Below are 25,199 nucleotides of genomic sequence, written 5' to 3'. Positions count from 1 at the left end.
ATTTTGTATTTACAGGGTTTTGTAAATGATGGAAACCTGACCCTCCGCCAGTTCCATTTTCACCCGTGCCTGATCTTTAAAGTTAAACACATGCCCGTCACGACGGACTTCGTCGATAAGCGGGAAATCGATTTTCCGGATCAGCCAGCCTTCCACCTGCGCCGTTTCGGTGGCGACAATGCCTTCTTCGGGCAAATCCTTGTCGGGCGTGGTGTAGAATGCCGCGAAACCGTAGTTAATGTCTACGGCGGGCGACCAGGCCGCTTCTCCGATCGTTTGGGAAACAATCGTGTAAGCCTGATTTTCGAGTGCGCGGGCACGTGCTCCTACGTGTACGCGGGTAGCGCCGCGGATAGTTTCGGTACAACTTGGAGCGAGGATCAATTTCGCACCGGCTTCGCAGAGTTTTTGCGCACCCAGCGGGAACTCGACGTCGTAGCAGATCTGGATGCCGAATTTGCCCCATGGCGCTTCAAATACCGTTAGCTGTTTGGGTGCACTTTCGATGCCCCAATGCTCGTTTTCAAAGCGTGTCATAAAAAACTTGTCCTGGTACCCGGCCAGGCCATTCTTGCCAAACACAAAAGCCCGGTTCAGCTTTTTCCCTTCTTCGACGACAGGAATGCTGGGGGCGACGATGATGACCTTGTATTTGCGTGCAAGCGCTTCGAATGTGGCACAAAAGTCGGCTTTCAGGTCGTTCAGCGCGTGTATTTGTCGGCGAATGTCGTTTCGGATCTCATGATTGAAAATGCTGACAAGCTCCATCGCCCCGTATTCCGGGAAAAGGAGCAGCTCCGCACCGCGGATAGCGGCATCTGCCACCCATTTTTCGGTGTGGTTTTGCCATGATATGAAGTCCCTATGTTCGGTAATAGGATATTGCGCCGAAGCAACGGTTACCTGCTGCATAATATTCATTTGTTGAGCGGTTTCGTCCAGAAGATCATGGTTTTGGGCGTCGAAACCGACTCCCCGAGATCGGGCCATTCCATGATGCTTTGCAATGCGGGCTCTTGCCGATATCCGCGTTTTAGCCAGAATGCATCGTTTGAGCGATAGCCGGCGGGTTTAAGCGGATGATTTTCGCCCCTGTCCACGGAGCAGAAACAGCAGGTTTTGACGCCGCCCAGGCTTCGTGCATGCGTCTCGCGCTCGTCGAAAAAGCGATGACCGAGCCCTAACCCCCGGTAAGCCGGCAAAAGAATGCTTTCGCCAAAATAGCAGATGGCGCCTGCATCGAACTCCGCGTCTTCAAAAGGCTTGCGGATTTCGGCCGTTTCGTCTTTCAGCGGAATGCACGTCGTAGCGCCAATCATCGTATTGCCGTCGTAAACGGCAAAAAGGAAAGAATGCCCCGATTGCAGGTAAGTCTGCAAATAGCCCTTTTCATATTCCACACTACCTTCATACAAATAGGGATAGTCCCTGAAAACGGCAATGCGGAGGCGGGCCAGGTCGTCAAAAACGTCCGCAATCCTCTCCCCGGTTTTTTGTACAAAGGTCAGTTGGGCAGTCATGGTCGCGACACGAGCTCGATCCAGAGCGGCAGGTTATAATAGGTCGTTACCCGGCTGATTTTGCCGTCGGTCACTTCGAGGAATGCTCCGGCAGGCAGCACGTAGGATTGCCCGTGCGCTTCGGGAAGGCCTTCTTCCGCCTGCTTATAAATGCCGTTCACGACGAATTCTACGGCAACGCGTTTATCCTGCGGTTCAGAGAAAAACACCATGTCGGTGAGCGTTTCTTCGTAGGCTTCATCCATTTTTTGAAGAAATGCGGTAAACTTTTCCAATCCTATGCGCACGTCGCCCTGGTTGGCCTCGTGTCTTACTTCGGGGTGTAACAGCGCGAGCATGCCTTTCCAGTTTCTGGCGTTGAAGGCTGCATAATATTGCTGTACGGTTTCTAGTGCAGTCATTTTTTGGGTATTTGTTTAAAAGCTTTTTGGGGTAAGATCCAGCGAAACCTGGCCATTTGCGTCCTTTCGATAGATTGCGAGACAATTAGGAGAGAATCTCAGATCGAAATGCGGCTCATTGGCAACCAGGCTGCTTGGGACGGGCTTTGCGGCATTGAAAAAGTAGACCGTTGTGGTGCCATATTTGGTATACGGCATCAGATCGCCGTATTTGAGCATATCCTTCGAAAGCGTGTCCTGCACACTCACGGCATATATCCGTACGATCGGCCCTGTATTATTTTCATTCCGATACAGTGCCACTTCCCGGAAGCCGCCTTTCAGATCGGCCACGGTGGGCTGCGATGTGGAATCGTAGACGATATAGCCTATAATAAGCGCCAGGACGAGCAGCAGCAGGTTCTTCTTGTTTTTTAATAGCATCATAAACTGTTGAATAGGATCATTTGGACGGAACATACAGCCACTTACCATCACTTTCCACCGTAAGCCCATAGGTTTTTCCATGGTAACTAAAACCCGGCCCTTCGCTTTTCTCGGCGATGATCACATCCGGCGGAAATGCAGGATCTTCCAATACCTTCGACGCGTTGCCGACGAGCACATGGGCAAATTCCCGTCCGGGTTTTCGCAAAAAAAACTGGTAGGCGTAGTCGAAACTGGCTTCCGTAAAAATGAAACCGATTTTTTGCGGATTGAGTGCGTTCACGCGTTGTAAAAGTGCTTCGGTGGCAGGCCAGTGATCCCCCCAGAATAACCGACCCGGGTTAGCGTGCAGGACGCTTTCCTGTTTGAGGTTCAGGTTGGCGCCATCTATCCGAACGTTCAGATGCAATCCGGAATTGATTGGGGGAAATATTTCTTCAAAAAACCATTTTGTGGAAAGCAGCGGATGGGCCGAGCTAAGCAATGCAAATGGCAGCGCCGCCGCCCAGAGTAAAAAAGGGAGCAATCTGGCTGTCCATGCGGGCACAATGGTGCCGAAGGTAAGGCCCACAATGGGTGCGGCCAGGAGGAAGAACGGAATATGCAGCCGGGAGCCGTAGGTCTGATAACTGATAAAAAAGCAGAATATCAGAATGCTTAGAAAAGTAAGCCAGCTATACCATTTGGCGGCCTTGGGCAAGCGTGCAAAAAGCAGGAGCGGAATGCTCAGAAAGACGAGCCAGATGCCGAAAAAATTATGAGCAAAATCCTCATTGAAATTCAGCTTGTTCATTTTAAACGGCATTCCCAGGCGCGGTATATCGAGGGGAACTCCCATCGCTCCGTGAAGATTTTTGAGCTGGCCGAGGAGAAAATCGTTGTACCGGTTGCCGGGCGACACGAAGCCGAGATGTAGAAAAACGTGCTTGCTGACGGACGAAACATAATCCGCCGGCCCGGTAAAGGTATTTTTATTGCCCGCACTGATCGTCCCGACGGGCGACCCGAAGATTTCGTACGTACGGTACCAGTAGGGCACATTTAGCGCAAGCGTAAGGATCAGCGAAGCGGCTACGAATGCGGCCATGTGTTTTCGGAGGGACGCTCGCCGAAATGCCGGCTTTTGCACCATGGAAATCAGCAGGTATCCGCCGAACGGGAGCGCGTAGAAGAGAAATGTCCCCTTGGTCATCATACCCACCGCGCAGCATAGCGGAATGAGGTAAAGGCTTGTGAGGCGGTTATTTTGGGTATAGTCAAAAACAAAAAATGCTGTGGCAAGGATAAAAAAGGCTACTACAAGGTCATTCTGTGTCGTCATCGATTCCAGAACGACGATCGGCAGCGTGGCGGCAAAGCACAAGCCTATCCGAAGTGCGGCAAGTGATTTTGAAAAAAGCCGGATAATCATCGAAACCAATGCCAGTATCCCGGCCAGACAACTCCATTGCAAAAGCTGAAAATAGCGCTCCGAGCCCGAAAGCAGGAACGTGTGCAGGTGAACGTATTCCGAAAACGGGCTGAACGAGATCGAACGCTCGATGTGCGACGCGTAATGCGCCACATTTTCCTGCTGTATCCAATAACCCAGCCGGCTAAGGTGGTAGCTGAGGGAATCCTGGTTGTTTGGGATAGCCATGACAGCGACTATCCCCGTAATCAAGGAGAGCACCGCCAGCATGAAGACCGTCCACGGACCAAGTTCCCTGAAAAAGTTACGCGTGCTATCGAGCCAGGGCTCTGCTAGCGACCTGAAGGTCATATCGCGAGCGCTTTTTAGTTTCAACCAGGTTGCGCCCAGGGCAGCATTGAATACCATCCAGCCCCCCGTAACGGCGAAGCGGTTGATCAGGTTGAACAATCCCAAAACCTCGGTGCTGATGGCAATGAATAAGAAAACGAGAATGGCGGCGGAAATCAGCGAACGGCGAAAAGACTGGTCCGCCTCTCTGTAAAATACCACATAGCAATTGGCTGTGGCCAGCACCATCGCCGTTGGGATCAAAAGGATCATACGTAAGAAAAGTCCTGTTCGGCAAATACGAACCGCAAACTAACTATTTCGTCGTAAAGAACCGCATTAGCTCGCTGCGGATCGGCCGTGGGAGGGGAAAAGAAGGTGCATTTGCACAATAAGCGCCTGAACCGAAGAAACTTTGAAAGTCTGGTTTTGGAAGATTATTTCGGCCTCAAAACCATTTTTAGCGTCTGCGACCCGGATGAGGCAAGGCGCATCCCGGTACCTGCTGATCCCGAGCCCTTCCCTTTGCAACGCCCGTTTTGCCCAGAAAAGCGGACCTTCCGGGCCTTCGAGGTAAATCTGGGCATTGTCCAGCGGCTGATGAATGATGAACGTGCCGGTAGCGCGGTCGAAAGAAAAGCTATTGCGGGCAAATGTGGCTTCGAATGCGCCGCTTAGCACGAGATCTTCGGGTAATCCTGCCAGAAGGGTGCCATCGGGGTGCATTAGCCAGAGCTCGTCGGCGGTTTGCAATGCAAGGTCCAGCTCGTGCGTACTGAGCAGGATCGCCTTGCGCGTGGCACGTGCGAGCGTGTGCAGGAGGCGCATCATTTCAACGCGGTTCGGGAGGTCAAGATGGGCTGTCGGTTCATCGAGCAGGATCACCGGCGTGTCCTGCGCAAGCGCGCGGGCGAGCATTACCTTTTGCCTTTCGCCGTCGCTCAGTTGATGCATATGGCGGTCAAGCAGCAGGCTGATGCCGGTTTGTTCAATACTTTGGGCTATTTTGAAATGATCTTCCTTCGTGAGCGATCCCAGCCAGCCGGTGTAAGGTGTGCGTCCCAATGCGACGACTTCGCGGGCTGTGAGGTTGCCCGCCTCGATCCGGTCGGTCAACACGAGACTAAGTTTTTGGGCGAGCTCGGCGGGTTTCAAAGTGCCCAGCTGGCGGTCATCGATCATTATTTCGCCTGACAATGCCGGTTGCAGGCCGCTCAGCGTACGCATTAAAGTAGATTTGCCCGCACCGTTCGACCCCAGCAGACATACCATATTGCCAGCCCGGAGCTGTATGTTCAGTCCCGTCGCAACGGTTCGTGCCGCGCCGGACGACCGGTAACCGATCGCTAGTGAGCGGGTTTCTACGATGGCCTTATGATTGTTCATGAAAATGAGGAACGGAGGTTATTGCGCCTGATAATAATCCATATTACCACCGGAGCGCCAAGGAGGGATGTCACGACGTTGATCGGGATCACGGTCTGCGTGCCGGGAAGCTGCGCGATGATGTCGCAGAGGAGGAGCAATACAGTGCCGGTGAGACAAGCCGCCGGAATGAGCACCCGGTGGTTGGATGTTCCCAGCAGGGAGCGGGTGATGTGCGGTATAGCAATGCCTACGAAGCCGATAGGCCCGCAGAAGGCAGTTACGCTGCCGGTAAGCAAGCTTGTGCTGAGCATGATCAGCAGGCGCGTCCGCCCGACGGTGAGCCCCATACTTCTCGCATAATTTTCACCCAATAATAACGCATTGAGCGATTTGGAAGAAGCGAATGCAAGCAGCAGACCAGCCACGACAACACCCGATAGTACATATAAATGGTAGCCCGTAACACCGCCCAGCGACCCGAACGTCCACATAATGTATTCCTGCAACTGCTCGGGCTGACTGAAATATTGCCAGATGCTGATGATCGATAGCGTAATGGTGCCGATCATGACGCCCACGATGAGCAGGATCACATTGTCGCGGATACGCCCGGCAATGAGGAGAATGAGCCCTAAAACCCCGGCCGACCCCAGCGAAGCCATCCCGATGATAAGCCAGCTTCCTGTAATCCCCAATTGGCTTATCGCATACATACTCGCGCTGCCGCCGCCTGCTAGCATTACTGCCGCTACACCCAGGCCCGCACCTGCGGTAATGCCGAGCTCCGAAGGTCCGGCCAGCGGGTTGCGGAAAAGTGTTTGCATTTGTAACCCGCTCACGGAGAGTCCGCAGCCGGCAAGGATAGCGGTAATGGATTTAGGTAAACGTATTTTTTCAATGATAAAAAGCCAGGCGCGGTTTTCTGATTCGCCTGTTGTGACGATCCGGAATACCTCTTTGAATGGAATCGCCACCGAGCCCAGCATAATATCCAGGCAGAACAGGGTGACTGCCAGAATCCCCAGAAAAAGCAATGCCCAGCTTCTGTTTTGAATAGGCTGCATCATTGCGGAAGCTGTTTGTAGTAAACCAATTGATGGTCCGGGAGCAGGTCGGGATGGAAGATCCGGATCATGTCGGCCAGTACTGTGTGCGGATTCACACTACCCGATTCGAAGAAGTCGTTAGAACCCTGGTCGCTTATGAGGCGGTTGTAGCTGTACACCCTGCCTGTTTGAGTTGCCTTGAAGTCGGCGTAGCGGGGATCCTGTGCTATGATGCTTCTTCGCGTGTCGCGGCTGTCGAAACCGACATTGAGCCAGTATTCCGCTTGCAGGGCGAAAGGATATACAGCTTCAAAACTGAGGGGAAGGCTGCCTGTGGCGGGGGAATCGCGCCAATGATAGTCGGCGCCGGCGTCGTCGAAGAACCGGGCCATGTAACTATTCCCGGCAGGCATGAACCATGCGTCCTTGGTATTCATTCCGGAAAGTACCGTGGGCTTTTTTGTCGCTTTCCGGGCCAGGGTCGAGAGGCGTTCATATTCTGTTTCCACTTGTGCAAATTTTTTGTTGACAAGCCCTTCCTTATCGAGCAATGCAGCCATGAGTTTCACCCATTCGGCACGGGCAAGGGGCGTTTGCTCCACCCATTCCGAATTGATCATGACAGGTATACCGGCTTCTCTCAGCGTGCGGTAATGATCCATTTTTCCGCCGGGGTTACCGACTGTCATCACGAGGTCGGGCCGCATTTCGATCACCTTCTCGTCATTCAGGCCCTGGTCGCGACCTACTTCCGCTATTTTTCCAGCCTTGATCAATTCGATAACCTTCGACGAATACACGTATTGCAAGCTGCCAAGGCCGGTGAGTACATTCTCAGCATCCAGAAACCCCAGCAGGCCGATGTGCATCGACGACATCGCCGCCAGACTTTTTACTGGTATCTCGATGCGCTGCGCGTGCGAATAACCAGCGGGCGTAACGGCTCCTTTTCTTTGAAGAATATATTGTAAAGTATCGCCCTGTCCGCCAAAAGGATTGATAATGCTCACCAGCTTAAAATCTTTGAAATACCTTATTCCAAATCCCCGTGCATGATGTATTTCGGTTTTAACAAATTGGGTGACGGTATCGGGAGCGGCCGACTGCTCTTTCTGCTCGTTTCCGGATGGTGTACAGCCGTGGATGAGCAAGGTCAGCAGGATGAGCAGATAGGGGAGTTTGGACATTGCTGGTAATGAGTGATTGAGTCAAATTTGGCTCAAATATAGTTCAGCATTTGCTTGACACCATTCATTCCTTTCTGCATTGTATCCACCGACCGGGTGCCGTGATAGTAACCAGCGAGATGCAATTCATCATAGACACTGGCAAGTATTCTTAGAAGTTTTTTGTCATACTTTCTCAACCGTGTCATATAATCCTCAATACTTTTTGGCTTGGTAAAATGAATGCCTTCCTTTTGCCGGAGATATTCATCCAGAATAAGCAATGCAGCCGAATAAGCCGTACCTGCCGCCATTTTAACATACTTGACATCGGCATAGAGTCCGTCCTTCTTGCCGGCTTTTTCGGTCAGGATCCTACGCGCGTTGTCGAGGTGGCGTTCGGCTTCCTGCGCAGGTGTGGAGGAAAGACTGTGTAGTTCTTCCATAGTGCTGTGTTGGTTTATATTTAACCTTTATACGAACACATTCAAATAAAGTAACATTCAAGTTGCGAATAAATTTCGGAAGGTTTTGTGGCGAGGGTAAAAAGTGAGCGTACAACTGCATTTACAGCCTGGTTCGCGGGGCATTTGGCATACTTTTGATAAATTTCCGGGTATGCCGAAACAGCCACTCTTACAATTTACCGGAAAAAGTATCTACTGCGCCGTCGCCGATGTCCATATCGATCCGTGGATACCGGTTGGGCGGGCTATCATCACACACGCACACAGTGATCACGCACGGTGGGGCAGCCGGCATTACCTCGCCCACAAGGACAGCGAACCCATTTTGCGGCTGCGGCTCGGGCAGGATATTAACCTGCAAACGGTGCGGTACGGCGAGAAATTCATGATCAATGGCGTGAAGTTTTCATTGCACCCGGCAGGCCATATTATTGGTTCGGCGCAGGTGAGGGTCGAGTACCAGGGCGAGGTGTGGGTGGCCAGCGGCGATTACAAGCTGGAAGACGACCATTTCGCAACGCCTTTTGAGCCGGTGAAATGCAATGTGTTCATCACCGAGTCTACATTTGGACTACCCATCTATAAATGGCAGCCGCAGCAGCAGGTGATGTCGGAAATCGACGACTGGTGGGCGCAGAACCGGGCCGATGATAAGGCCAGCGTATTAATGGGCTATTCGCTGGGGAAAATGCAGCGGATTTTGAAAAACATTCAGTTGCAGGACGCTGTAATTTATGCCCACGGGGCCATTTATACCGTGAATGAACGATTGCGTGAGGCGGGTTTTGACCTGCCGGGACTTACGCTGGTGACCAGGGAAACCGACCGTAAACTATTTAAAGGCGCCCTGGTGCTGGCACCGCCGTCTGCGGATGGGACTACGTGGATCAGAAAGTTTGCACCCTATTCGGTCGGATATTGCTCGGGCTGGATGGCTTTGCGAGGTGCCAAGAACCGCCGGGCGGTTGATCAGGGTTTTGTATTGAGCGATCACGTCGACTGGCCTGACCTGAACCGGGCGGTGAAAGAAACCGGTGCTGAAAAAGTATACGTTACGCATGGTTATACCAGCATTTATTCACGCTGGCTCAATGAAAACGGCATTGAAGCCGCGGAGGTAAATACAATGTACGGCAATGAGGATGAGAACGAAGAAGAGGAAACCGTGCAGGATGCAGTAGCTGGCCAGGATGCTTACCAGGAGCATAAGCAGGAACTCGACGGAGAGGTGAATGCGGACAAAGACGGTTTTGAGTTATGAAACAGTTTGCAGACCTCTTTATGAACCTCGATCGCACGAACAAAACGAATGCGAAGGTAGATTTGCTGAAAAACTATTTCCTCACCGCATCCGATGAGGATAAACTGTGGGCATTGACATTGTTCACGGGACGGAGGCCGTCATTTAAAGTCAATCGCACGCAGGTGAAGGAATGGGCGGCAGAAGAAGCCGGCATTCCGATGTGGCTTTTTCAGGAGAGCTATCATAGCGTGGGGGATTTAGGAGAAACCATTTCATTGCTTTTGCCCCGCACAAGCATTGGTGGCTCCGATAAGTCGCTCTCCGAGTGGTTTCACTACCTCGGAATGCTGCCTGGCATGACCGATGAACAGAAGCGCGACCATATCATTCAGGCCTGGATGCAGCTTTCCCAGCACGAGATATTCGTATTCAATAAACTGCTTATGGGCAGTTTCCGGATCGGTGTTTCCCAGACTTTGGTAGTGCGCGCATTGGCCGAGGCCACGGAAACCGATACGAATGTGATCGCCCATCGGGTAATGGGGCAATGGGACCCGCTAGGAACGACTTTCGAGCAACTTATTCTCGATAAGGGAGAAAACGACAATGCGTCGCGTCCGTACCCCTTTTTTCTCGCCTATCCTATCGAGGGCGATGTCGCGGATCTGGGAGAAGCGAGTGATTGGTTCGCCGAATGGAAGTGGGACGGCATTCGTTCGCAGATCATTTACAGGAATAAGGAGCTCTTCATCTGGACAAGAGGGGAGGAATTATCCACCGAAAAATTTCCCGAATTGCATTTCCTGAGCGACGTTTTACCTGATGGTACCGTGCTCGACGGCGAAATCGTGACCTATGCCAATGGCCGGCCGATGCCGTTCAACGTGTTGCAAACCCGTATTGGCCGGAAAAACTTGTCTAAAAAAGTGCTGGAAGAAGCACCCGTAGCATTTTTGGCCTACGATATGCTCGAAGCGAACGGTGTCGATATCCGTGGGCTCACGCAGGAGCAACGTCGAGCGCAGTTGGAAGCCTTGCATGCGAATGTACCCGCGCAAGGCTATTTCAACCTTTCGCCATTGATAGACTTCCAGGATTGGCAAACTCTGCGCCACCTTCATCCGCAATCGCGTGAGAATATTGCCGAAGGATTCATGATTAAGCGGAAAGCCGGTACTTATCAGGTCGGACGCAAAAAAGGCGACTGGTGGAAATGGAAAACCGACCCGCTGAGTGTCGATGCCGTACTCATTTACGCTCAGAAAGGCTCCGGCCGTCGCGCCGAACTTTTCACTGACTACACCTTCGCCGTCTGGGGCGACGACGGCAAGCTCGTTCCTTTCGCCAAGGCCTATTCCGGCCTCACCGATGCGGAAATCGGCCAGGTAGATTATTTTATCAAACGCAATGTTTTGGAGAAATTTGGTCCCGTTCGTACCGTGAAGCCCGAGCTGGTTTTTGAAATCGGATTTGAAGGGATCAATGAATCGACCCGGCACAAGTCGGGGATTGCCGTTCGGTTTCCGCGGATTTTGAGGTGGCGGAAGGACAAGAAGGCGGAGGAAGCGGATAGTTTGGCGAGTTTGCGGGAGATTTTGGGAAATTATAAATGACCGGCTGATCATAAGTTACTTATCCCGCGGTTATTTGATTATATCCACTTTCTGCTCTTCTATTTATTGTTATTTTTGTAATAGGCTAAAACTAAGGATATGAACACTAGTCTCGAACGCATTACGATAGATGAGGCGATTTGCAATGGAAAACCTATCATAAGAGGTTTTCGCATTACGGTAAAAACTATATTGGAGTATCTGGCGGCAGGAGAAAGTGTTGAAAGTATACTTAGTGCATATCCGTTTCTGGAAGAAGCTGATATTAAAGCGTGTATCGAATTTGCTGCGAAAACAGTTGATGGTGAGCATTTTTCCCTCACTGCTGCCTGATGCCGGCCTGCCGCTATTTGATCGACGTTAATCTACCTAAATATTTTAGCTTTTTTCATTCCCCTGATTTTGAGTTTGTAATCGACATTAATGCAAAGTGGCCTGATCGGGACATTTGGCAATATGCATGTGAACACGAACTCGTTATCGTAACGAAAGATTCGGATTTCTACCATCGTTGCCTGCTTGACAAACGACCGGCAAAGGTTATCCACTTGAAATTAGGAAATTTGCTGCTTAAAGACCTTCACGCTTTTTTTCATAACAATTGGGAACAGATCACAATACATCTCCAAGATGCAAGGATGATCATTGCTACCCCAGACGGAATCGAAGTTTTCGCCTACTGAGTTCTTTCGTGGCAGTGAATCGACGCGGTACAAGTCGGGCATTGCCGTGCGGCTTCCACGGATTTTGAGGTGGCGGAAGGATAAGAAGGCAGTGGAAGCGGATAGTTTGGCGAGTTTGCGGAGATTTTAAGTTTATATATTTAAAATAATATTTACTAGTACTTTTTATATATTAAATATGCAAATCTAATATTTAATGTTAGATTTGCATACATGATTAGGCGTAGACTTGAAAATAAAATTAAGGAGGCCCTGTCAAAAAGCGCTTCGATAGCTCTGATGGGACCCCGTCAGATAGGAAAAACTACAATCGCGCTCGACGTTGTTGAGTCCATGCCTGCACTATACCTGGACTTGGAAAGCCGCCTGGATCTTGAAAAAGTAAGGGACATCAGATCATTTTATGAAGCAAATCAAGGGCGCTTGATCGTTCTCGACGAAGTCCAACGGATACCGGAACTTTTTACTGAATTACGGGGAATAATTGACCAGGAGAGACGGAAAGGAAACAGGTCAGGTTTGTTTCTTTTCCTTGGCTCTGCTTCCATTGATTTACTTCAACAGTCGAGTGAGTCACTCGCGGGCCGTATTTCCTATCTGGAACTTTTCCCTGTTGATGTCATAGAATATGCGTCGGAGGATTTTCAGCAGGTCAGCACATTGTGGCTTCGCGGAGGCTTTCCGGAAAGTTTACTAGCCGCTTCCGATCGCGACAGTCTTGAATGGCGGCAGGATTTTATCCGAACATATCTTGAACGTGACATTCCACAACTCGGTCCGCGGATTCCGGCAGCAACCTTGGAGCGATTCTGGACAATGCTCGCTCATAACCAGGGTGGTGTGCTTAATGCAGCGCACCTGGCGAGAAATCTGGATGTTTCCGGCGTGACAATCAGCCGGTACCTGGATTTGATGGTCGATTTGCTCCTTGTCAGGCGATTGCAGCCATGGGCTTCAAATGCCGGCAAAAGATTGGTGCGAAGTCCAAAGATTTACGTGAGAGACAGTGGAATTACACATGCTTTAATGGGTATAGAAACCTATAATAACCTGCTGGCGCATCCCGTGGTTGGGGGAAGCTGGGAAGGTTTTGTGATAGAAAATATCATGAGTGTGGCGCCCGCCCGTATGCAACCTTATTTCTATCGGAGCGTGGGTGGGGCAGAAGTCGATCTGGTCCTCGAATTTGCCGACGGCAAAAAATGGGCGATAGAAATCAAAAGAAACTCGGCGCCACACTTATCCAAAGGGTTTCATATTGCCTGCGAGGATATTCAGCCAGATAAAAAGTTTGTGATCTATTCAGGGAAAGATACATTTCCCATGGGCGACGGCATAGTGGCCACTTCACTCGTTAATATCGTGCAAGAGGTAATGGCTGTATAAGTTGTTATTCTAAAACTGTGGCACAGAAGTTGGATTGCTTTTACAAAGCAGTTTTAGTTAATTCAAATCAAAAACTCTTCCCTTGACCAAATCCCGCGGACATAGCATTGTTGAGCAATGGTTTAAAGATAAAAAGTGGAAGTGGGCGGCCTTTCAAAAGGAGGCTGCTGCGGCTTACCTGGCGGGGAAAAGCGGTTTGGTAAACGCGCCTACGGGAAGCGGAAAGACCTATTCGCTGTGGTTACCGATTCTGATCAGGCATATCAATTCCCTTCCTAAAAAACCGCTGAAAACTAAAAAGGGCCTGCAAGTACTTTGGATCACGCCGCTTCGGGCGCTGTCGAAAGACCTTTTCCGGAATATGGAAATGGCGGCGCTCGAAATGAACCTCACCTGGCGTGTGGGGATACGCACGGGCGATACAGGCACGCGCGAGCGCAACGAGCAGAAACGGCAAATGCCCGACGCGCTCATTATCACGCCGGAGAGCCTGCATATGCTTTTCACACAAAAGAACGCATCGGAATTTTTCAAAAATCTGCATACCGTAGTGATCGACGAGTGGCACGAGTTGATGGGCAGCAAACGTGGTACCCAAACCGAACTTGCACTTGCCCGCCTCCGCACCATCAATCCAAGTCTTCAGACTTGGGGCATCTCCGCAACGATCGGCAATCTCGATGAAGCCCGGCAGGTACTCCTCGGCATGCAGTTCCCACAGGAAAACGCTGTGACAGTTCGGGCCAATACCGAAAAGAAGATCCTCGTGGAAAGTATCATTCCCGAAAGGGTGGAGACGTTGCCCTGGTCGGGGTATATGGGAATAAGGCTGGTGGATAAGGTGGTGGAAGTGGTGAACAAGAGCCGTACCACGCTGCTTTTTACCAATACAAGGTCGGGGACAGAGATATGGTACCGCACGATCATCGAGAAATATCCCGAGTTTGCCGGCATTATGGCGCTGCACCACGCCTCGCTCGACCGCGAGATCCGGGATTGGGTGGAAGATGCATTACACGATGAGCGCTTGAAGCTGGTAATATGTACCGCCAGTCTCGACTTAGGCGTCGATTTCCGGCCTGTAGACACGGTTATTCAGGTAGGAAGTCCGAAAAGCATTGCGCGGTTCGTGCAGCGCGCGGGGCGGAGCGGTCACCAGCCGGGCGTCGAAAGCAAGATTTATTTTTGTCCTACCAATGCATTGGAGCTGATCGAAGCGGTTTCGTTGCGGGAAGGCGTGATCAAGAATATGATCGAGGACCGCCCACCGGTTGCTCACGCATTTGATGTTTTGGCTCAATGGATGATCACATTGGCAGTGGGTGAAGGATTTGATGAGGCGGAGCTTTTTGAGGAAGTCCGCAATGCATATGGTTATCAATATCTCAACCGGGAGGAATGGGAGTGGCTTTTGGGATATATTACTACGGGAAGCTCGTCGCTTACGGTTTATGATGAATACAAGAAAGTAGAGCGGGTGAATGGACGTTATGTAGTGACGAGCCGCCGTATTGCGCACAGGCATTTGCTGAGCATGGGCACCATCGTTTCGGAGGTTTCGCTGAAAGTGAAGTTGCAGAGCGGTAAATATCTGGGTGCGGTTGAGGAGTCGTTCGTTACCTGGATGAAAACCGGCGATGTTTTCTTCTTTGCCGGCATGAGCGTGGAATTTGTACGAATCCATGAAATGACCGTAACAGTAAAAAAGGCCGAAGGCAAAAAAGGCTATCTTGTCCGTTGGGCGGGAGGGCGGATGCCGCTATCTTCCCAGCTCTCCGCTTTCATCCGCGAACGTCTTGCCGATGCGATCGAAAACCCGCACAAAGAAGTGGAATTAGCCAAAATGCAGCCACTGCTCGAATTGCAGGAGAAGCGATCGGTGATTCCCAAAACCAACGAGCTGCTGATTGAACAATGCGAAACCCGCGAGGGATACCATATTTTTATATTTCCGTTCGAAGGACGGCTTGTGCATGAGGGAATGTCGATTTTGCTCGCTTATCGCATCAGCCAGCTGCGGCCGATCACGTTTTCGGTAGCGATGAACGATTACGGATTTGAGTTGTTAAGTGATCAGTATATCGATCTGGCCGAGATTCTGGGCGAAACGGACCTTTTCTCGACGAAGCATCTTGTGGACGATATTTACCAGAGCGTAAATGCGACGGAAATGGCCAAGCGCAAGTTCCGGGAGATTGCAGCGATCGCAGGATTGATGTTTCAGGGGTACCCGGGCAAATATGTCAAAACAAGACAGTTGCAGGCGTCCAGCTCGCTGCTTTTCACTGTGATGAGTAAGTATGAAGATAATAACCTGCTCATCAAACAGGCATACCAGGAAGTCCTGACCTATCAGCTCGAAGAAGTACGCATGCGCGAAGCGCTCGCCCGGATCGAACATCAGAAAATAGTCATACAAAACACCGACAGACCGACGCCATTTTCATTCCCGATCATGGTGGACAGGCTTAGGGAACAATTAACTTCGGAAAAACTGGACGACAGGATCCAGAAAATGATCAAACAGTACGGTAATGCAGATTGAGATCAAAGGCAACCACTTTATATTATTGACGCAACGGGCGGTTTTTTGGGAAGAAACGCAAACATTACTGATCGGGGACCTGCATTTGGGGAAAGTGATGCATTTTAGAAAAGAGGGCATCGCCATCCCGAACAACGCTGCGGCCAACAACTTCCAGCGACTCAATGAGCTGGTGCAAGAAACCGGCGCAACCCGCATCATTTTTCTGGGCGACCTTTTCCACGCCCAATACAATTCCGAATGGGAAACGTTCCGAGAATGGCGCGCTGAGCATCATTACATCGAAATGATTATCGTCATGGGCAACCACGATATTCTACCTTTGAGCCTGTTGCTTGAATGCGACCTGCAAGTGTATATGGAAGATTATGAGGAAGATGTGTTTATTTTTACCCACCACCCAAGAGTCGAGTTTGATCCCGCTAAATTCATCTTTGCAGGCCATGTGCACCCGGTTTTTACCTCCTACGGAAAAGGCAGGCAGAGCGTAAGGCTTCCCTGTTTCGTTATCGACAAGCACCAGGCCATTCTTCCCAGCTTCGGCGTGTTCACAGGCGGCTACCAAATGGGGCTGGCCGACGATCGGAAGATTTATATTACCACTGAAACAAAGGTTTTTTCTGTGTGTTAGGTTTGCATGAAGGAGACTCCCAAGGAGCCCTAAAACGAAGAGAGAGATTCCGTTGCTGCCAGGGCAACACGATGACGAAAACCTCAGCTGAGCGCCACTTGCTTCGCACCCGTATTCACATTCAAATGCTGGCTGATGACCCGGATCAATTCTTCGGCTTTGAAGGGTTTGGTGACGAAGCCGCTGAAATGGCAGGCGGCTATTTCAGGCGTTTTTTCGGCGAAGGTATCGGCCGTAAACGCTATAACAGGTACATTCCGGTGCCTCGGGTAGGAACTCTGGATCTTTTTCATGGCGGTCACACCATCCATTACCGGCATTTGAATATCCATTAAAATCAAGTCGAAATCGCTGGTTTCGAGTGCATGCAGCACTTCTTTTCCATTGTTACAGATCGTAAACTCGGCTTCCCATTTGTTAAGCAAATGTTTGAGCAGGATCTGATTGGCGAGGATGTCTTCGGCGGCCAGAATGCGGTAACCTTTTAGGGACAACGTAGAGCGCGCATCGGTTTTCTCTTCTTCATAAGAGGTGCTTCCTTTGCCGAAGTTGAGGACAACCGTGAATGTGCTGCCCTTCCCTAGCGTGCTTTGAGCGGAAATAGATCCGTTCATGAGCTCGGTGATTTTCCGGGTAATGCTCAAACCAAGCCCGGTGCCGCCAAAATTACGTACGGCATTGTTGTTGTGCGCTTGTGAAAAACTGTCAAAAATAACGCTGAGTTTGTCTTCCGAAATGCCTATTCCGGAGTCCGAAACGGCTATTTTGAGGTCGATGTTACCGCCGTAATCTTTATCGAGATGCACAGTGACTTTCACAAAACCGCTTTCTTCGGTGAATTTAATTGCATTGCCGATCAGGTTGACCATGATCTGGTTCAATCGGTAAGGATCGCCCATGACGATCTGCGGAACTTCGCTGCCACAATCGAAGGTAAAATCGATGGATTTTTCCCTGGCGCGGATGTCAAAAGTTTTCATCAGGTAACCCAACTTCTCACGCAGGTCGAATTCAAAGTTTTCCAACCCGAACTTACCTGCTTCGATCTTCGAAAAGTCGAGAATATCGTTCAGGATAACGAGCAGATTATCTGCTGAATACTTAATGGTTTTCAAATACTGCTCTTCCTGCCCGGTAAAGCTGCTCGAAAGCAGCAGGTCCGTAAAGCCAATGATCGCATTCATCGGCGTGCGGATCTCGTGGCTCATCGTCGAGAGGAAGTCCGATTTGATGCGCGTAGCTTCTTCGGCGTCTTTTTTGGCCTGAATCAGCTCCCGTTCGGCTATTTTTCGTGCGGTAATGTCAATGGCCGTTCCCAGTACTTCCTGCACGCGCCCCCTCGCATTTCGTTTAAATGGCACTTCGCGGGTGATGATCCAGATTTCGGAGCCGTCCTTATGTTTCAGCCTGAACTCCTTTTCGACTACTTCCGTATCTTTCACACGATAGCGCATGTGATTATAATGTGCACGAAATGTGTGCTGGTCCTGCTCGTTGACAATCCGGGCAAGGCCTTTTCGCGTACTGGTTTCCACCTCACATTCCGAATAGCCCAATATTTTCCATATCTGTTTGTTATGGAAAATATTGACCCAGTTCTCGATGTCGATTACGTAGATGATATTAGGGGACAGGAGCGCTATTTTATTGATAAATTCTTCTTTTTCAGCCAGTTCGTGCTCAGCTACCTCCCGGCCTTTTTCCATTTCGAGCATTTGGCTCATGGTATGGAACACCTTCGTCAGTTTTTCGGAAGTAACCTCAGACTTAGGAAAATAATCCAGTGCGCCAGCCTTCATCATCTCTACGGCAATGCGTTCGTCGCCATGTGAGGTGAGCACAATCACAGGCAGGTGAGGTGCCCGCTCTTTGACGGTTTTCAGCAACTCCAGCCCGTTTGTTCCGGGCAGCTGGTAATCTAGAAAAATGCAGCCGGGCGTCCATCTGTCGAGCATTCGGAGCGCCTCTTCGGCATATTTACATATTCTGATTTCCCCTATTTCCACCTGGGCCTTGCTGATCGCACGGCTCAGTTTCATAGCGTCGATATCGTCGTCTTCAACAAGCAGGATGGATAAAGGGAGCATAGCGGAGGTTTATAGTGGTAAATGTTGCTACTGGGGGTATTCGCAAAGCGTCCAGTAGCTGTTCAGTGTGGATACTGCCGCAATAAAACGGTCCATCGACAATGGTTTGAGGATGTAGCCGGCAACGTTCAGGTTGAACGCGTCAATTTTGTCGCTGTCTTCGTTGGAAGTAGTCATCACGAAAACCGACAGCGAGCTTAGCGACGGGTCTTGCCGGATCTCTTTTAGGAATTCGATGCCGCCCATTTTCGGCATGTTCAGATCCAGTAATACTATTTTCGGCTTGGGATACTCCTGGCTTTCCGACCGGAGTAACGACAGTGCTTCAATTCCGTTGGATGCGACAACGAGCTGGTTGGAAATATTGTTTTTCTTGAATGCCCGCTTGACATTCATCACATCAACTTCATCGTCTTCTACGAGGAGTATGGTCATCGGAACAGGGTTAGAAAAAGAGGACATTTTGTTAATTTGAGTAGTTAAAATGGGTTACCTGACATGCTCGATGTCTTTTGCTTCGTTTTTTGGCCAGGTAAAAAGGAATGTAGTCTCTTCGCCCATGATCGTTTCGATCCGGACACTGCTATGTTTCTCGTCAAGGATTTTCTTGACGATAGCCAGCCCAACGCCGGTACTTTCTATTTCATCGCGAGCCTGCAATGTCTGGAAAATGACAAATATCCGCTCGTGGAACTCGGGGCTGATGCCGGGGCCGTTATCGGCCACGTAAAATTCGAACTGGCTGCCAAGGTCTTTCCAGCCAATTGTTATATTGATCTCCGCCTTATCGTTATATTTAATACCGTTTGAAATCAGGTTTTGCAGGATTTGGGTTAACGCAATTCTTTCCGCTTCGATCTCCATACCGGCATCGCCTTCGATCCGGAATGAAAGCGGTTTTTTGGTACTGAATGATTCACACAATTCGTCTACTAGGCTTCTGATCAGGAATTTCTCTTTCACGGTTTTGATCCGGCCGGCGCGGGAATAGGACAAAATGCCGTTGATCAGGTTCTCCATCCGGTGTACACGCCCGCGCAGCAGTCTGAACTGGTCCCTAGTCTCACCTTCCAGCATGTGGCTGATATCCTCCTCGATCCATTCCGAAAGGTTATTGATCGCGCGCAGCGGCGCCTTCAAATCATGGCTTACGACGTAAGCGAACTGATCAAGTTCCGCATTGATCCGTTCCAGGTCGCGGGTGTAGGAGGTCAGTTTCATTTCGGCCGTTACGCGCGCGGTCACGTCCGAGAGCGTGCCCGTGAAGCCGATGTGCTCGCCGTTGGCAAAATAGGGGCTCAATGAAATTCCCAGCCATTTCTCCAATCCGTCGGCGGTGAATATCCTCAGGGTTTCTTCTTTTCCTGTGGATTCGTTTTTTAATAATTCAACCAGCTTTTCCCTCGATTCGGAAGTGGGGAGAAAGCCTGCAAAACGCTGACCAAGGCTGGCGCTTACCGGATAGCCCGTGATGCTTTCCCAGGCATGGTTGAGGTAAGTGAAGTTGCCGTCGCGATCGAGCTGCACCAATACTTCCGAAATGCTGTCTACCACCTCTTCGAGCCTTTTATTTGTGAGCGCGGCTTCTTCCGTTTTTTCCTGTGCAATGCGGCTGAGCTCGCGGTTGGCCTTAAAAAGCTCTCCGGAGCTTTGTTCCAATATCAGCTCCATCCGCGTCAGATCGTCTTGATACTCGGTATATGCTTGATTTACAGCTAGTAAGAAGTCGTGTATGTCGGGATGATCGGCGAGTTCAGGGGGTAACGACTTCCTGATCTGCCGTTTTAAGAGCCGGTGATAAGTGGTTTCGGTCAGTTCGAGCGTTTGCATGGGTTATTCACTGAAAGTGGTAATAGTCATGGTTTGGTTATGCAGCTCGCACAACGAATCGCGGTTGAACGGGGCTAGCTCACCGTAGGAGTAGAAGCCGGTCATGACCGGTCCGTTCAGCACTTCGGAGACGGATTCTACCTCTTCTTCCACCATTTGCTTCAATACGAGCTTGCGTCCGACGCAACTTACCAGAATCGCAAATTCGGCATTATTATCAAGGCTGCGCGCCGCTTCCTGGGCCGCTTCCTCGGCGCCATTGATGAGCCGGTCGTTATTGGCCTTCATTAATCTGACGAACGAGCCTTCGGGAATGTCGCCAGCGAACGTAAGGCTCTTTTCTTCCTCATTGATACCCAGAATGGTGCGCACCACAGGGACGCGGTCCTCATTGTCGCGCATGCTCAGCGGGAAAAGAAGGCCTGAGGCAGGCAGGTCTTTTGCTTTTTCGCCAAGAAAAGATTTATAAAGATCCAGCGCAGGCTGCCCGTCGATTTCGTAAAGAATATTGTCCTTCGAACGGGTTACCCGCCTGTCGAGCCCGAAACTATCCCAGCCGCCGCGCGAGCCGAAGCCGATCGAAAGTTTCTCACCATAAAAGCCAATAGCCGCCACACTTTCCGTCGTGACTTTTCCATCGGGCTCAATAATTATCGTACGGGCGAAATGCGAGCCGTCACCCGCGAGGCCGCCGGTGATTGTAACTCCGTCCGTCAATCCTTCCGTCATGCCTTTCACAAGGTCGGTACCGTTTACTTTCAGCCCGTCGGATATGACGAAGACATGTTTCAGACCCTTTATCGGAAGTTTCGAGACGAGCTGCTTGCCAGCCTCAAAGCTGTCGAATGCAATGTCTTCCAGACTGATTTTAGAACTTTTGATCGAAACTTGATCGAAAGCGACGCCCGTCACAATGACGGAGTGATCCTTTACCGACTCGTTGGCGATCTCCCCGGCAGTTGAGCATCCGGAAAATACGGCATCGGGATATTGCAATGCCAACTGGCGCGGAATATCCGTAGTTTCAAGCAGTTCGCGGTCGCCGAAGATAAACAGCAATTGCGGAGAAAAGGAGAACGGGATTTCAGACGGCCTATTTGAATAGACAAACTGTTCAATCTGCATAGATACAGGTGGTTGCGACTAATAATTCGATCAACAATTTACATAAAACTTTTGAGAACGAATTAATTTTACGCTTGACGCTGCACTGCAAATGTAAATCGGTTTATACTACGAAATAGATGGGAACGAAATGCCTTTGATTTTACGGAATAGTTCTACGGCGTAAAGGTCCGTCATGCCCGATACAAAATCGAGGACGGTCTGTATTCTGGAATAGGGGTCTGTTTTGGTTGTGATGAATTGCCGGGGGATAAGTTCCACCAGCTTACGGGTATAATGTGAATTATTATTAAGGTACGCAGGTACGAATTCTTCCAGCAATCCACCCATTACTTTATAACCTGCCACTTCGATCTGCACCACCGACGAGTAGTTGTAGATCTTATGAACAGAAATGCGGGCGATCTCCTTCATCGCCGACCGGTGAGGCTCGGGAATGCGGTCGATCAGGCCTGCGTTGAAATCGCCGTTCAGGATCGTTTCCTGCTCATTGATAAACAGTTCCGAGCAAGCGCCGATCAGTGTACTGATCGATTTGGCGCGAAGCAGGCCGATTTTTGCGTCATCATCCTCGATTTCCGCCAGGCGGCCCGGCATCCGCGGATCGTTGCAAAGTGCAAGCAACAGCGCTTCCACTTCCTGATAAGACAGGATTTTGAGCCGGTGAGCATCTTCAAGGTCGATAATATTGTAGCAAATGTCGTCCGCAGCTTCCACCAGGTACACGAGCGGATGCCTTTTGTATACCATCGGCGATTCCGAAACCTGCGATAAGCCGAGCTCGGCGGCGATCTTCTGAAAGCCAGCCTGCTCAGACTGGAAGAAACCGTATTTTTTAGTATAGATATTCGCCTTCTGATGTCCTGCGAGAGATTCGCAGGGATATTTGGCAATGGCGGCAAGCGTGGAGTAGGTCAACGCAAAACTGCCATAACCCTTGCCCGCATACGGATGCGTGAGGATGCGGATCGCATTGGCATTACCTTCAAAGTGCGTCAGATCGGCCCATTGTGCTTCGCTGACCTCTTTTTGGTATTTCAAACCATCGCCGTCCGTAAAGTAATGCGAAATAGCAGCTTCGCCTGAGTGCCCGAATGCCGGGTTGCCGAGATCGTGCGCCAGGCAGGCGGCCGAAATGATATTGCCGATCTCACTGATCAGCGGCAGCTCGTCGTCAATCTGATGGTTCCGGGTTTTCAGATTATTATAAAACATCCGCCCCAGTGACTTGCCTACACTTGCTACTTCGAGACTGTGCGTGAGTCTGTTATGGACAAAAATACTCCCGGGAAGGGGGAAAACCTGTGTTTTGTTCTGCAACCTGCGGAAGGGAGAAGAAAAGATCAGCCTGTCGTAATCGCGCTGGAATTCCGAGCGGGCCTCGGTCGGATCTGAATTGTACTTGTCTTCGCTGCCCCAGCGTTTGGCCGACAGCAATTGTTCCCACTTCATCATATTGATTTCGAATAAACGGCAAAACTAATGGCTTTCAGCGAAAATGTGCAGGGAAAGGCAGCTATTGCGGGTTTCAGGTAGAAACCGGCAGCCTGCACGCTTTTAATAGGGTCATAGATAAGGATTTATTTCAAACCGAAACAATATGAAAAAGCTAGCATGGTGTTTGTTTTTTGGGGTTATTTCAACCGCTTTGACCGGCTCGCCGGCGTCGGCCCAGAAAAACGAAGCGCTAACCCGTGAAATGCGCGAAGCGGTAACTACATTTCTGAAAATCCTTACCCCCGAACAGCGACAGGAAACCGCTCTTCCCTATGCCGATCTGGCCCGTTTCGATTGGAATTTTACGCCGAGAGCCCGCAAGGGCATTACTTTTAAGACTATGAGTGCTGCCCAGCGCAAAGCTGCGATGGAGATGGTGCGTGTAGTGCTTAGCCAGGAGGGTTACAGCAAAGCCGAGCAAATCATTGACCTCGAAAACGTACTGCGCGTCGTGGAATCCCGACCCGCCAACGACACCTACCGCGATCCCGAAAATTATGCATTCCTCGTTTTTGGCACACCGGGCGACGAACCCTGGGGCTGGCGGGTGGAAGGGCACCATTTGTCGCTGCACTTTTCGTCGGTTGACAACCAGGTCACCTACACACCCAGCTTTTTCGGCAGCAACCCAGGCCAGGTAATGGCCGACGTTCCGCAGAAAGGCAAGCGGATACTCAAAGCCGAGCAGGACCTTGCATTCGATTTACTCCACAGCCTCGATGCCTCTCAGCTCGAAAAAGCAAATCTCGGAGCGAAAGCGCCTAACGAGATATTTACATCCAATGCAAGAAAAGCCTCGCTGGCCAAAATGGAAGGCGTTGCGATGGGCGAATTGAATGCGGCTCAAAAAACGGCATTCAAAAAACTGATTATGGCCTACCTGCAACGGTACCACGTCACGCTCAAAAACCAGCAATGGGCTGAGCTCGAAAAGAACGGTATCGACAAAATCCATTTCGCCTGGCTCGGCGACCAGCAACCCGAGATCGGTACCGGGCATGGCCACTACTACCGCATCCACGGCCCGACGTTCCTGATCGAATTTGACAACACGCAAAACGGCGGGAATCATATTCACTCCGTTGTAAGGGATTTGACCAGTGATTTTGGGGAGGATTTATTGCAGGCGCATTATGAGGCGGGGCATAAGAAGTGAGTAAGTGCATGGGAAAACTCGTATATTAGGGTAAACAAATAGGAAAAAGATGTCTGCGACAGGATTGAAAGAGCGGTTGATTGATAGGATCAGGGAGATCGATAATGAGGATATTCTGGCCGAGGCCTACCGGTTGTTGGCGACAGAATCCGATTTGGAAGAGCCTCTCAAACTGAATAATGCGCAAAAAGTGGCCATCGACGAAGCGCGGGAGCAAATCAAGAATGGGGCATACCTTACCAATAACCAGGCCGACAAAGAAATCGAAGAATGGCTAAACAAGTAATCTGGTCCGCCTGAGCACACACTGATCGAAAACATATATTAGAATACTGGATTAACCGAAACCAATCCAAAACATACAGCCGGAAGCTTAACAAGCTTTTCAAAAAGGCTATTGAGTTGGTTGCCATGCATCCCTAAATCGGTAAGAGAACCGATGTTGAACACGTTCGCATTAAGATCGTCCGCGACTATTTTGTCATTTATGAGGAAACGGAATCGGAAATACATATTCTGACGATTTGGAATAGTCGTCAGGATCCGGAAAATTTGGAGTGGGAATTTTAAAATCATCGATGAATCCAACACCGCGCCGCTACTTTATTATCAACAAACCCCACAATATGGTTTCGCAGTTCGTCAGCACCGATGATGTCCGGTTGCTGGGTGCGCTGGATTTTGAATTTCCTGAGGGGACTCATGCCGTGGGGCGGCTGGATAGCCACTCCGAGGGGTTGCTGATCCTTACTACCAATAAAAAAGTCACTAATCTGCTTTTCCAGGGCGAAGTGCCGCATAAGCGCACCTATTGGGTGAATGTGGGCCATATCGTTTCGACTGAAACAGTAGAATTGCTACGGACGGGCATTCCCATTCGCGTGAAGGGTGGTGTTTATTACACCACAGCACCCTGCCAAGTCGAGATTATCGACCGCCCCCCGATTTTAAGTACACATCAAAACGAAGCCCAGCCCGATGTGCCGAATACCTGGTTGAACATCACGCTCACGGAAGGGAAATTTCACCAGGTCAGGAAGATGGTGCGGGAGGCTAATCATCGTTGCAGGCGTCTTGTTCGCGCCAGTATCGAGGATTTGGAGCTGGGTGATCTGCCGCCTGGCGGGGTTAGGGAAATAGAGGAGGCCGAATTTTTCAGGCTGCTGAAAATAGAAAACTGGAAGTCATCGATTTCGTCCGACGATTTCCTGGTAGAGCCGTCCATCGAAAATCCTGCATACTAGTTGCCTGCGGGATTAGTTTTAGCC

Annotated in this window: 24 protein-coding genes; 10 read left to right on the top strand and 14 right to left on the bottom strand. The window is 50.3% G+C overall.

The window, feature by feature from the left end:
- Window positions 1-9 precede the first annotated feature (9 nt).
- The 9 genes from ACTJJJ_RS31365 to ACTJJJ_RS31325 all read right to left on the bottom strand — a co-directional run bounded on the left by ACTJJJ_RS31365 (window position 10) and on the right by ACTJJJ_RS31325 (window position 8,114).
- Window positions 10-990 carry a carbon-nitrogen hydrolase family protein gene (locus ACTJJJ_RS31365; protein ID WP_440703879.1) on the bottom strand — a complete coding sequence of 327 codons (981 nt, stop codon included), beginning with the start codon at window positions 988-990 and terminating at the stop codon, window positions 10-12.
- The gene (locus tag ACTJJJ_RS31360) at window positions 918-1,520 is read right to left on the bottom strand and encodes a GNAT family N-acetyltransferase (protein WP_440703878.1); all 603 of its coding nucleotides are present in this window, start codon (window positions 1,518-1,520) and stop codon (window positions 918-920) included. The genes ACTJJJ_RS31365 and ACTJJJ_RS31360 overlap by 73 nt, the downstream gene beginning before the upstream one ends.
- Window positions 1,517-1,921, bottom strand: a complete 405-nt coding sequence (locus ACTJJJ_RS31355; RefSeq protein WP_188939251.1) for a ketosteroid isomerase-related protein — start codon at window positions 1,919-1,921, stop codon at window positions 1,517-1,519. Before ACTJJJ_RS31355 ends, ACTJJJ_RS31360 begins: the two co-directional genes overlap by 4 nt.
- A gap of 15 nt (window positions 1,922-1,936) precedes the next feature.
- The gene (locus ACTJJJ_RS31350) at window positions 1,937-2,347 is read right to left on the bottom strand and encodes a hypothetical protein (RefSeq protein ID WP_440703877.1); all 411 of its coding nucleotides are present in this window, start codon (window positions 2,345-2,347) and stop codon (window positions 1,937-1,939) included.
- Between the two features lie 16 nt (window positions 2,348-2,363).
- Window positions 2,364-4,361: an ArnT family glycosyltransferase gene (locus ACTJJJ_RS31345; protein WP_440703876.1), complete on the bottom strand. Its 1,998-nt coding sequence runs from the start codon at window positions 4,359-4,361 to the stop codon at window positions 2,364-2,366.
- Window positions 4,362-4,427: 66 nt separating this feature from the next.
- Window positions 4,428-5,474: an ABC transporter ATP-binding protein gene (locus tag ACTJJJ_RS31340; protein WP_440703875.1), complete on the bottom strand. Its 1,047-nt coding sequence runs from the start codon at window positions 5,472-5,474 to the stop codon at window positions 4,428-4,430.
- Complete coding sequence (locus tag ACTJJJ_RS31335; RefSeq protein WP_440703874.1) at window positions 5,471-6,523, bottom strand: FecCD family ABC transporter permease; 1,053 nt, start codon at window positions 6,521-6,523, stop codon at window positions 5,471-5,473. The genes ACTJJJ_RS31340 and ACTJJJ_RS31335 overlap by 4 nt, the downstream gene beginning before the upstream one ends.
- Window positions 6,520-7,689 (bottom strand): ABC transporter substrate-binding protein, encoded by a 1,170-nt coding sequence (locus tag ACTJJJ_RS31330; protein WP_440703873.1) that lies wholly within the window; start codon window positions 7,687-7,689, stop codon window positions 6,520-6,522. Before ACTJJJ_RS31330 ends, ACTJJJ_RS31335 begins: the two co-directional genes overlap by 4 nt.
- 32 nt (window positions 7,690-7,721) lie before the next feature.
- Window positions 7,722-8,114, bottom strand: a complete 393-nt coding sequence (locus ACTJJJ_RS31325; protein WP_440703872.1) for a DUF5618 family protein — start codon at window positions 8,112-8,114, stop codon at window positions 7,722-7,724.
- 172 nt (window positions 8,115-8,286) lie between these two features.
- On the opposite strand from ACTJJJ_RS31325, the gene ACTJJJ_RS31320 reads away from it, so the two are divergent.
- The 7 genes from ACTJJJ_RS31320 to pdeM all read left to right on the top strand — a co-directional run bounded on the left by ACTJJJ_RS31320 (window position 8,287) and on the right by pdeM (window position 16,236).
- Entirely contained in the window at window positions 8,287-9,396 is a 1,110-nt protein-coding gene (locus tag ACTJJJ_RS31320) for a ligase-associated DNA damage response exonuclease (RefSeq protein ID WP_440703871.1), read from the top strand.
- Window positions 9,393-10,991, top strand: a complete 1,599-nt coding sequence (locus ACTJJJ_RS31315) for an ATP-dependent DNA ligase (protein WP_188939258.1) — start codon at window positions 9,393-9,395, stop codon at window positions 10,989-10,991. Before ACTJJJ_RS31320 ends, ACTJJJ_RS31315 begins: the two co-directional genes overlap by 4 nt.
- A gap of 99 nt (window positions 10,992-11,090) precedes the next feature.
- Window positions 11,091-11,324: a DUF433 domain-containing protein gene (locus ACTJJJ_RS31310; protein ID WP_188939259.1), complete on the top strand. Its 234-nt coding sequence runs from the start codon at window positions 11,091-11,093 to the stop codon at window positions 11,322-11,324.
- Entirely contained in the window at window positions 11,324-11,674 is a 351-nt protein-coding gene (locus tag ACTJJJ_RS31305; RefSeq protein WP_188939260.1) for a DUF5615 family PIN-like protein, read from the top strand. The genes ACTJJJ_RS31310 and ACTJJJ_RS31305 overlap by 1 nt, the downstream gene beginning before the upstream one ends.
- Window positions 11,675-11,887: 213 nt before the next feature.
- Complete coding sequence (locus ACTJJJ_RS31300) at window positions 11,888-13,060, top strand: ATP-binding protein (protein WP_440703870.1); 1,173 nt, start codon at window positions 11,888-11,890, stop codon at window positions 13,058-13,060.
- A gap of 82 nt (window positions 13,061-13,142) precedes the next feature.
- Window positions 13,143-15,605, top strand: coding sequence for a ligase-associated DNA damage response DEXH box helicase (locus ACTJJJ_RS31295; protein WP_440703869.1), 2,463 nt, complete (start codon window positions 13,143-13,145; stop codon window positions 15,603-15,605).
- A complete protein-coding gene (pdeM, locus tag ACTJJJ_RS31290) occupies window positions 15,595-16,236 on the top strand; it encodes a ligase-associated DNA damage response endonuclease PdeM (RefSeq protein WP_440703868.1) in 642 nt (213 codons plus the stop codon). Before ACTJJJ_RS31295 ends, pdeM begins: the two co-directional genes overlap by 11 nt.
- A gap of 83 nt (window positions 16,237-16,319) precedes the next feature.
- Here pdeM and ACTJJJ_RS31285 read toward each other — a convergent pair whose 3' ends face one another.
- From ACTJJJ_RS31285 to ACTJJJ_RS31265, 5 genes are all read right to left on the bottom strand, one after another.
- Window positions 16,320-18,323 carry a response regulator gene (locus ACTJJJ_RS31285; protein WP_440703867.1) on the bottom strand — a complete coding sequence of 668 codons (2,004 nt, stop codon included), beginning with the start codon at window positions 18,321-18,323 and terminating at the stop codon, window positions 16,320-16,322.
- 27 nt (window positions 18,324-18,350) lie between these two features.
- Window positions 18,351-18,758, bottom strand: coding sequence for a response regulator (locus ACTJJJ_RS31280; protein WP_426292165.1), 408 nt, complete (start codon window positions 18,756-18,758; stop codon window positions 18,351-18,353).
- A 54-nt stretch (window positions 18,759-18,812) separates the two neighbouring features.
- Window positions 18,813-20,153, bottom strand: coding sequence for a sensor histidine kinase (locus tag ACTJJJ_RS31275; RefSeq protein WP_440703866.1), 1,341 nt, complete (start codon window positions 20,151-20,153; stop codon window positions 18,813-18,815).
- Window positions 20,154-20,156: 3 nt separating this feature from the next.
- Window positions 20,157-21,278: an FIST signal transduction protein gene (locus ACTJJJ_RS31270; RefSeq protein WP_188939267.1), complete on the bottom strand. Its 1,122-nt coding sequence runs from the start codon at window positions 21,276-21,278 to the stop codon at window positions 20,157-20,159.
- A 108-nt stretch (window positions 21,279-21,386) separates the two neighbouring features.
- Window positions 21,387-22,733 carry a deoxyguanosinetriphosphate triphosphohydrolase gene (locus ACTJJJ_RS31265; RefSeq protein ID WP_426292163.1) on the bottom strand — a complete coding sequence of 449 codons (1,347 nt, stop codon included), beginning with the start codon at window positions 22,731-22,733 and terminating at the stop codon, window positions 21,387-21,389.
- A 145-nt stretch (window positions 22,734-22,878) separates the two neighbouring features.
- On the opposite strand from ACTJJJ_RS31265, the gene ACTJJJ_RS31260 reads away from it, so the two are divergent.
- The 3 genes from ACTJJJ_RS31260 (at window position 22,879) to ACTJJJ_RS31250 (ending at window position 25,175) form a co-directional block, all read left to right on the top strand.
- Complete coding sequence (locus ACTJJJ_RS31260; protein ID WP_440703865.1) at window positions 22,879-23,931, top strand: DUF3500 domain-containing protein; 1,053 nt, start codon at window positions 22,879-22,881, stop codon at window positions 23,929-23,931.
- A 49-nt stretch (window positions 23,932-23,980) separates the two neighbouring features.
- Window positions 23,981-24,217: a hypothetical protein gene (locus ACTJJJ_RS31255; RefSeq protein WP_188939270.1), complete on the top strand. Its 237-nt coding sequence runs from the start codon at window positions 23,981-23,983 to the stop codon at window positions 24,215-24,217.
- 292 nt (window positions 24,218-24,509) lie between these two features.
- The gene (locus tag ACTJJJ_RS31250; protein WP_440703864.1) at window positions 24,510-25,175 is read left to right on the top strand and encodes a pseudouridine synthase; all 666 of its coding nucleotides are present in this window, start codon (window positions 24,510-24,512) and stop codon (window positions 25,173-25,175) included.
- Window positions 25,176-25,199 lie beyond the last annotated feature (24 nt).

The organism is Dyadobacter sp. 22481 (assembly GCF_052044875.1).
Classification (GTDB): domain Bacteria; phylum Bacteroidota; class Bacteroidia; order Cytophagales; family Spirosomataceae; genus Dyadobacter; species Dyadobacter endophyticus.
The sequence above is the reverse complement of the archived record's forward strand: the minus strand, read 5'-3'. Positions and strand labels throughout refer to the sequence as shown.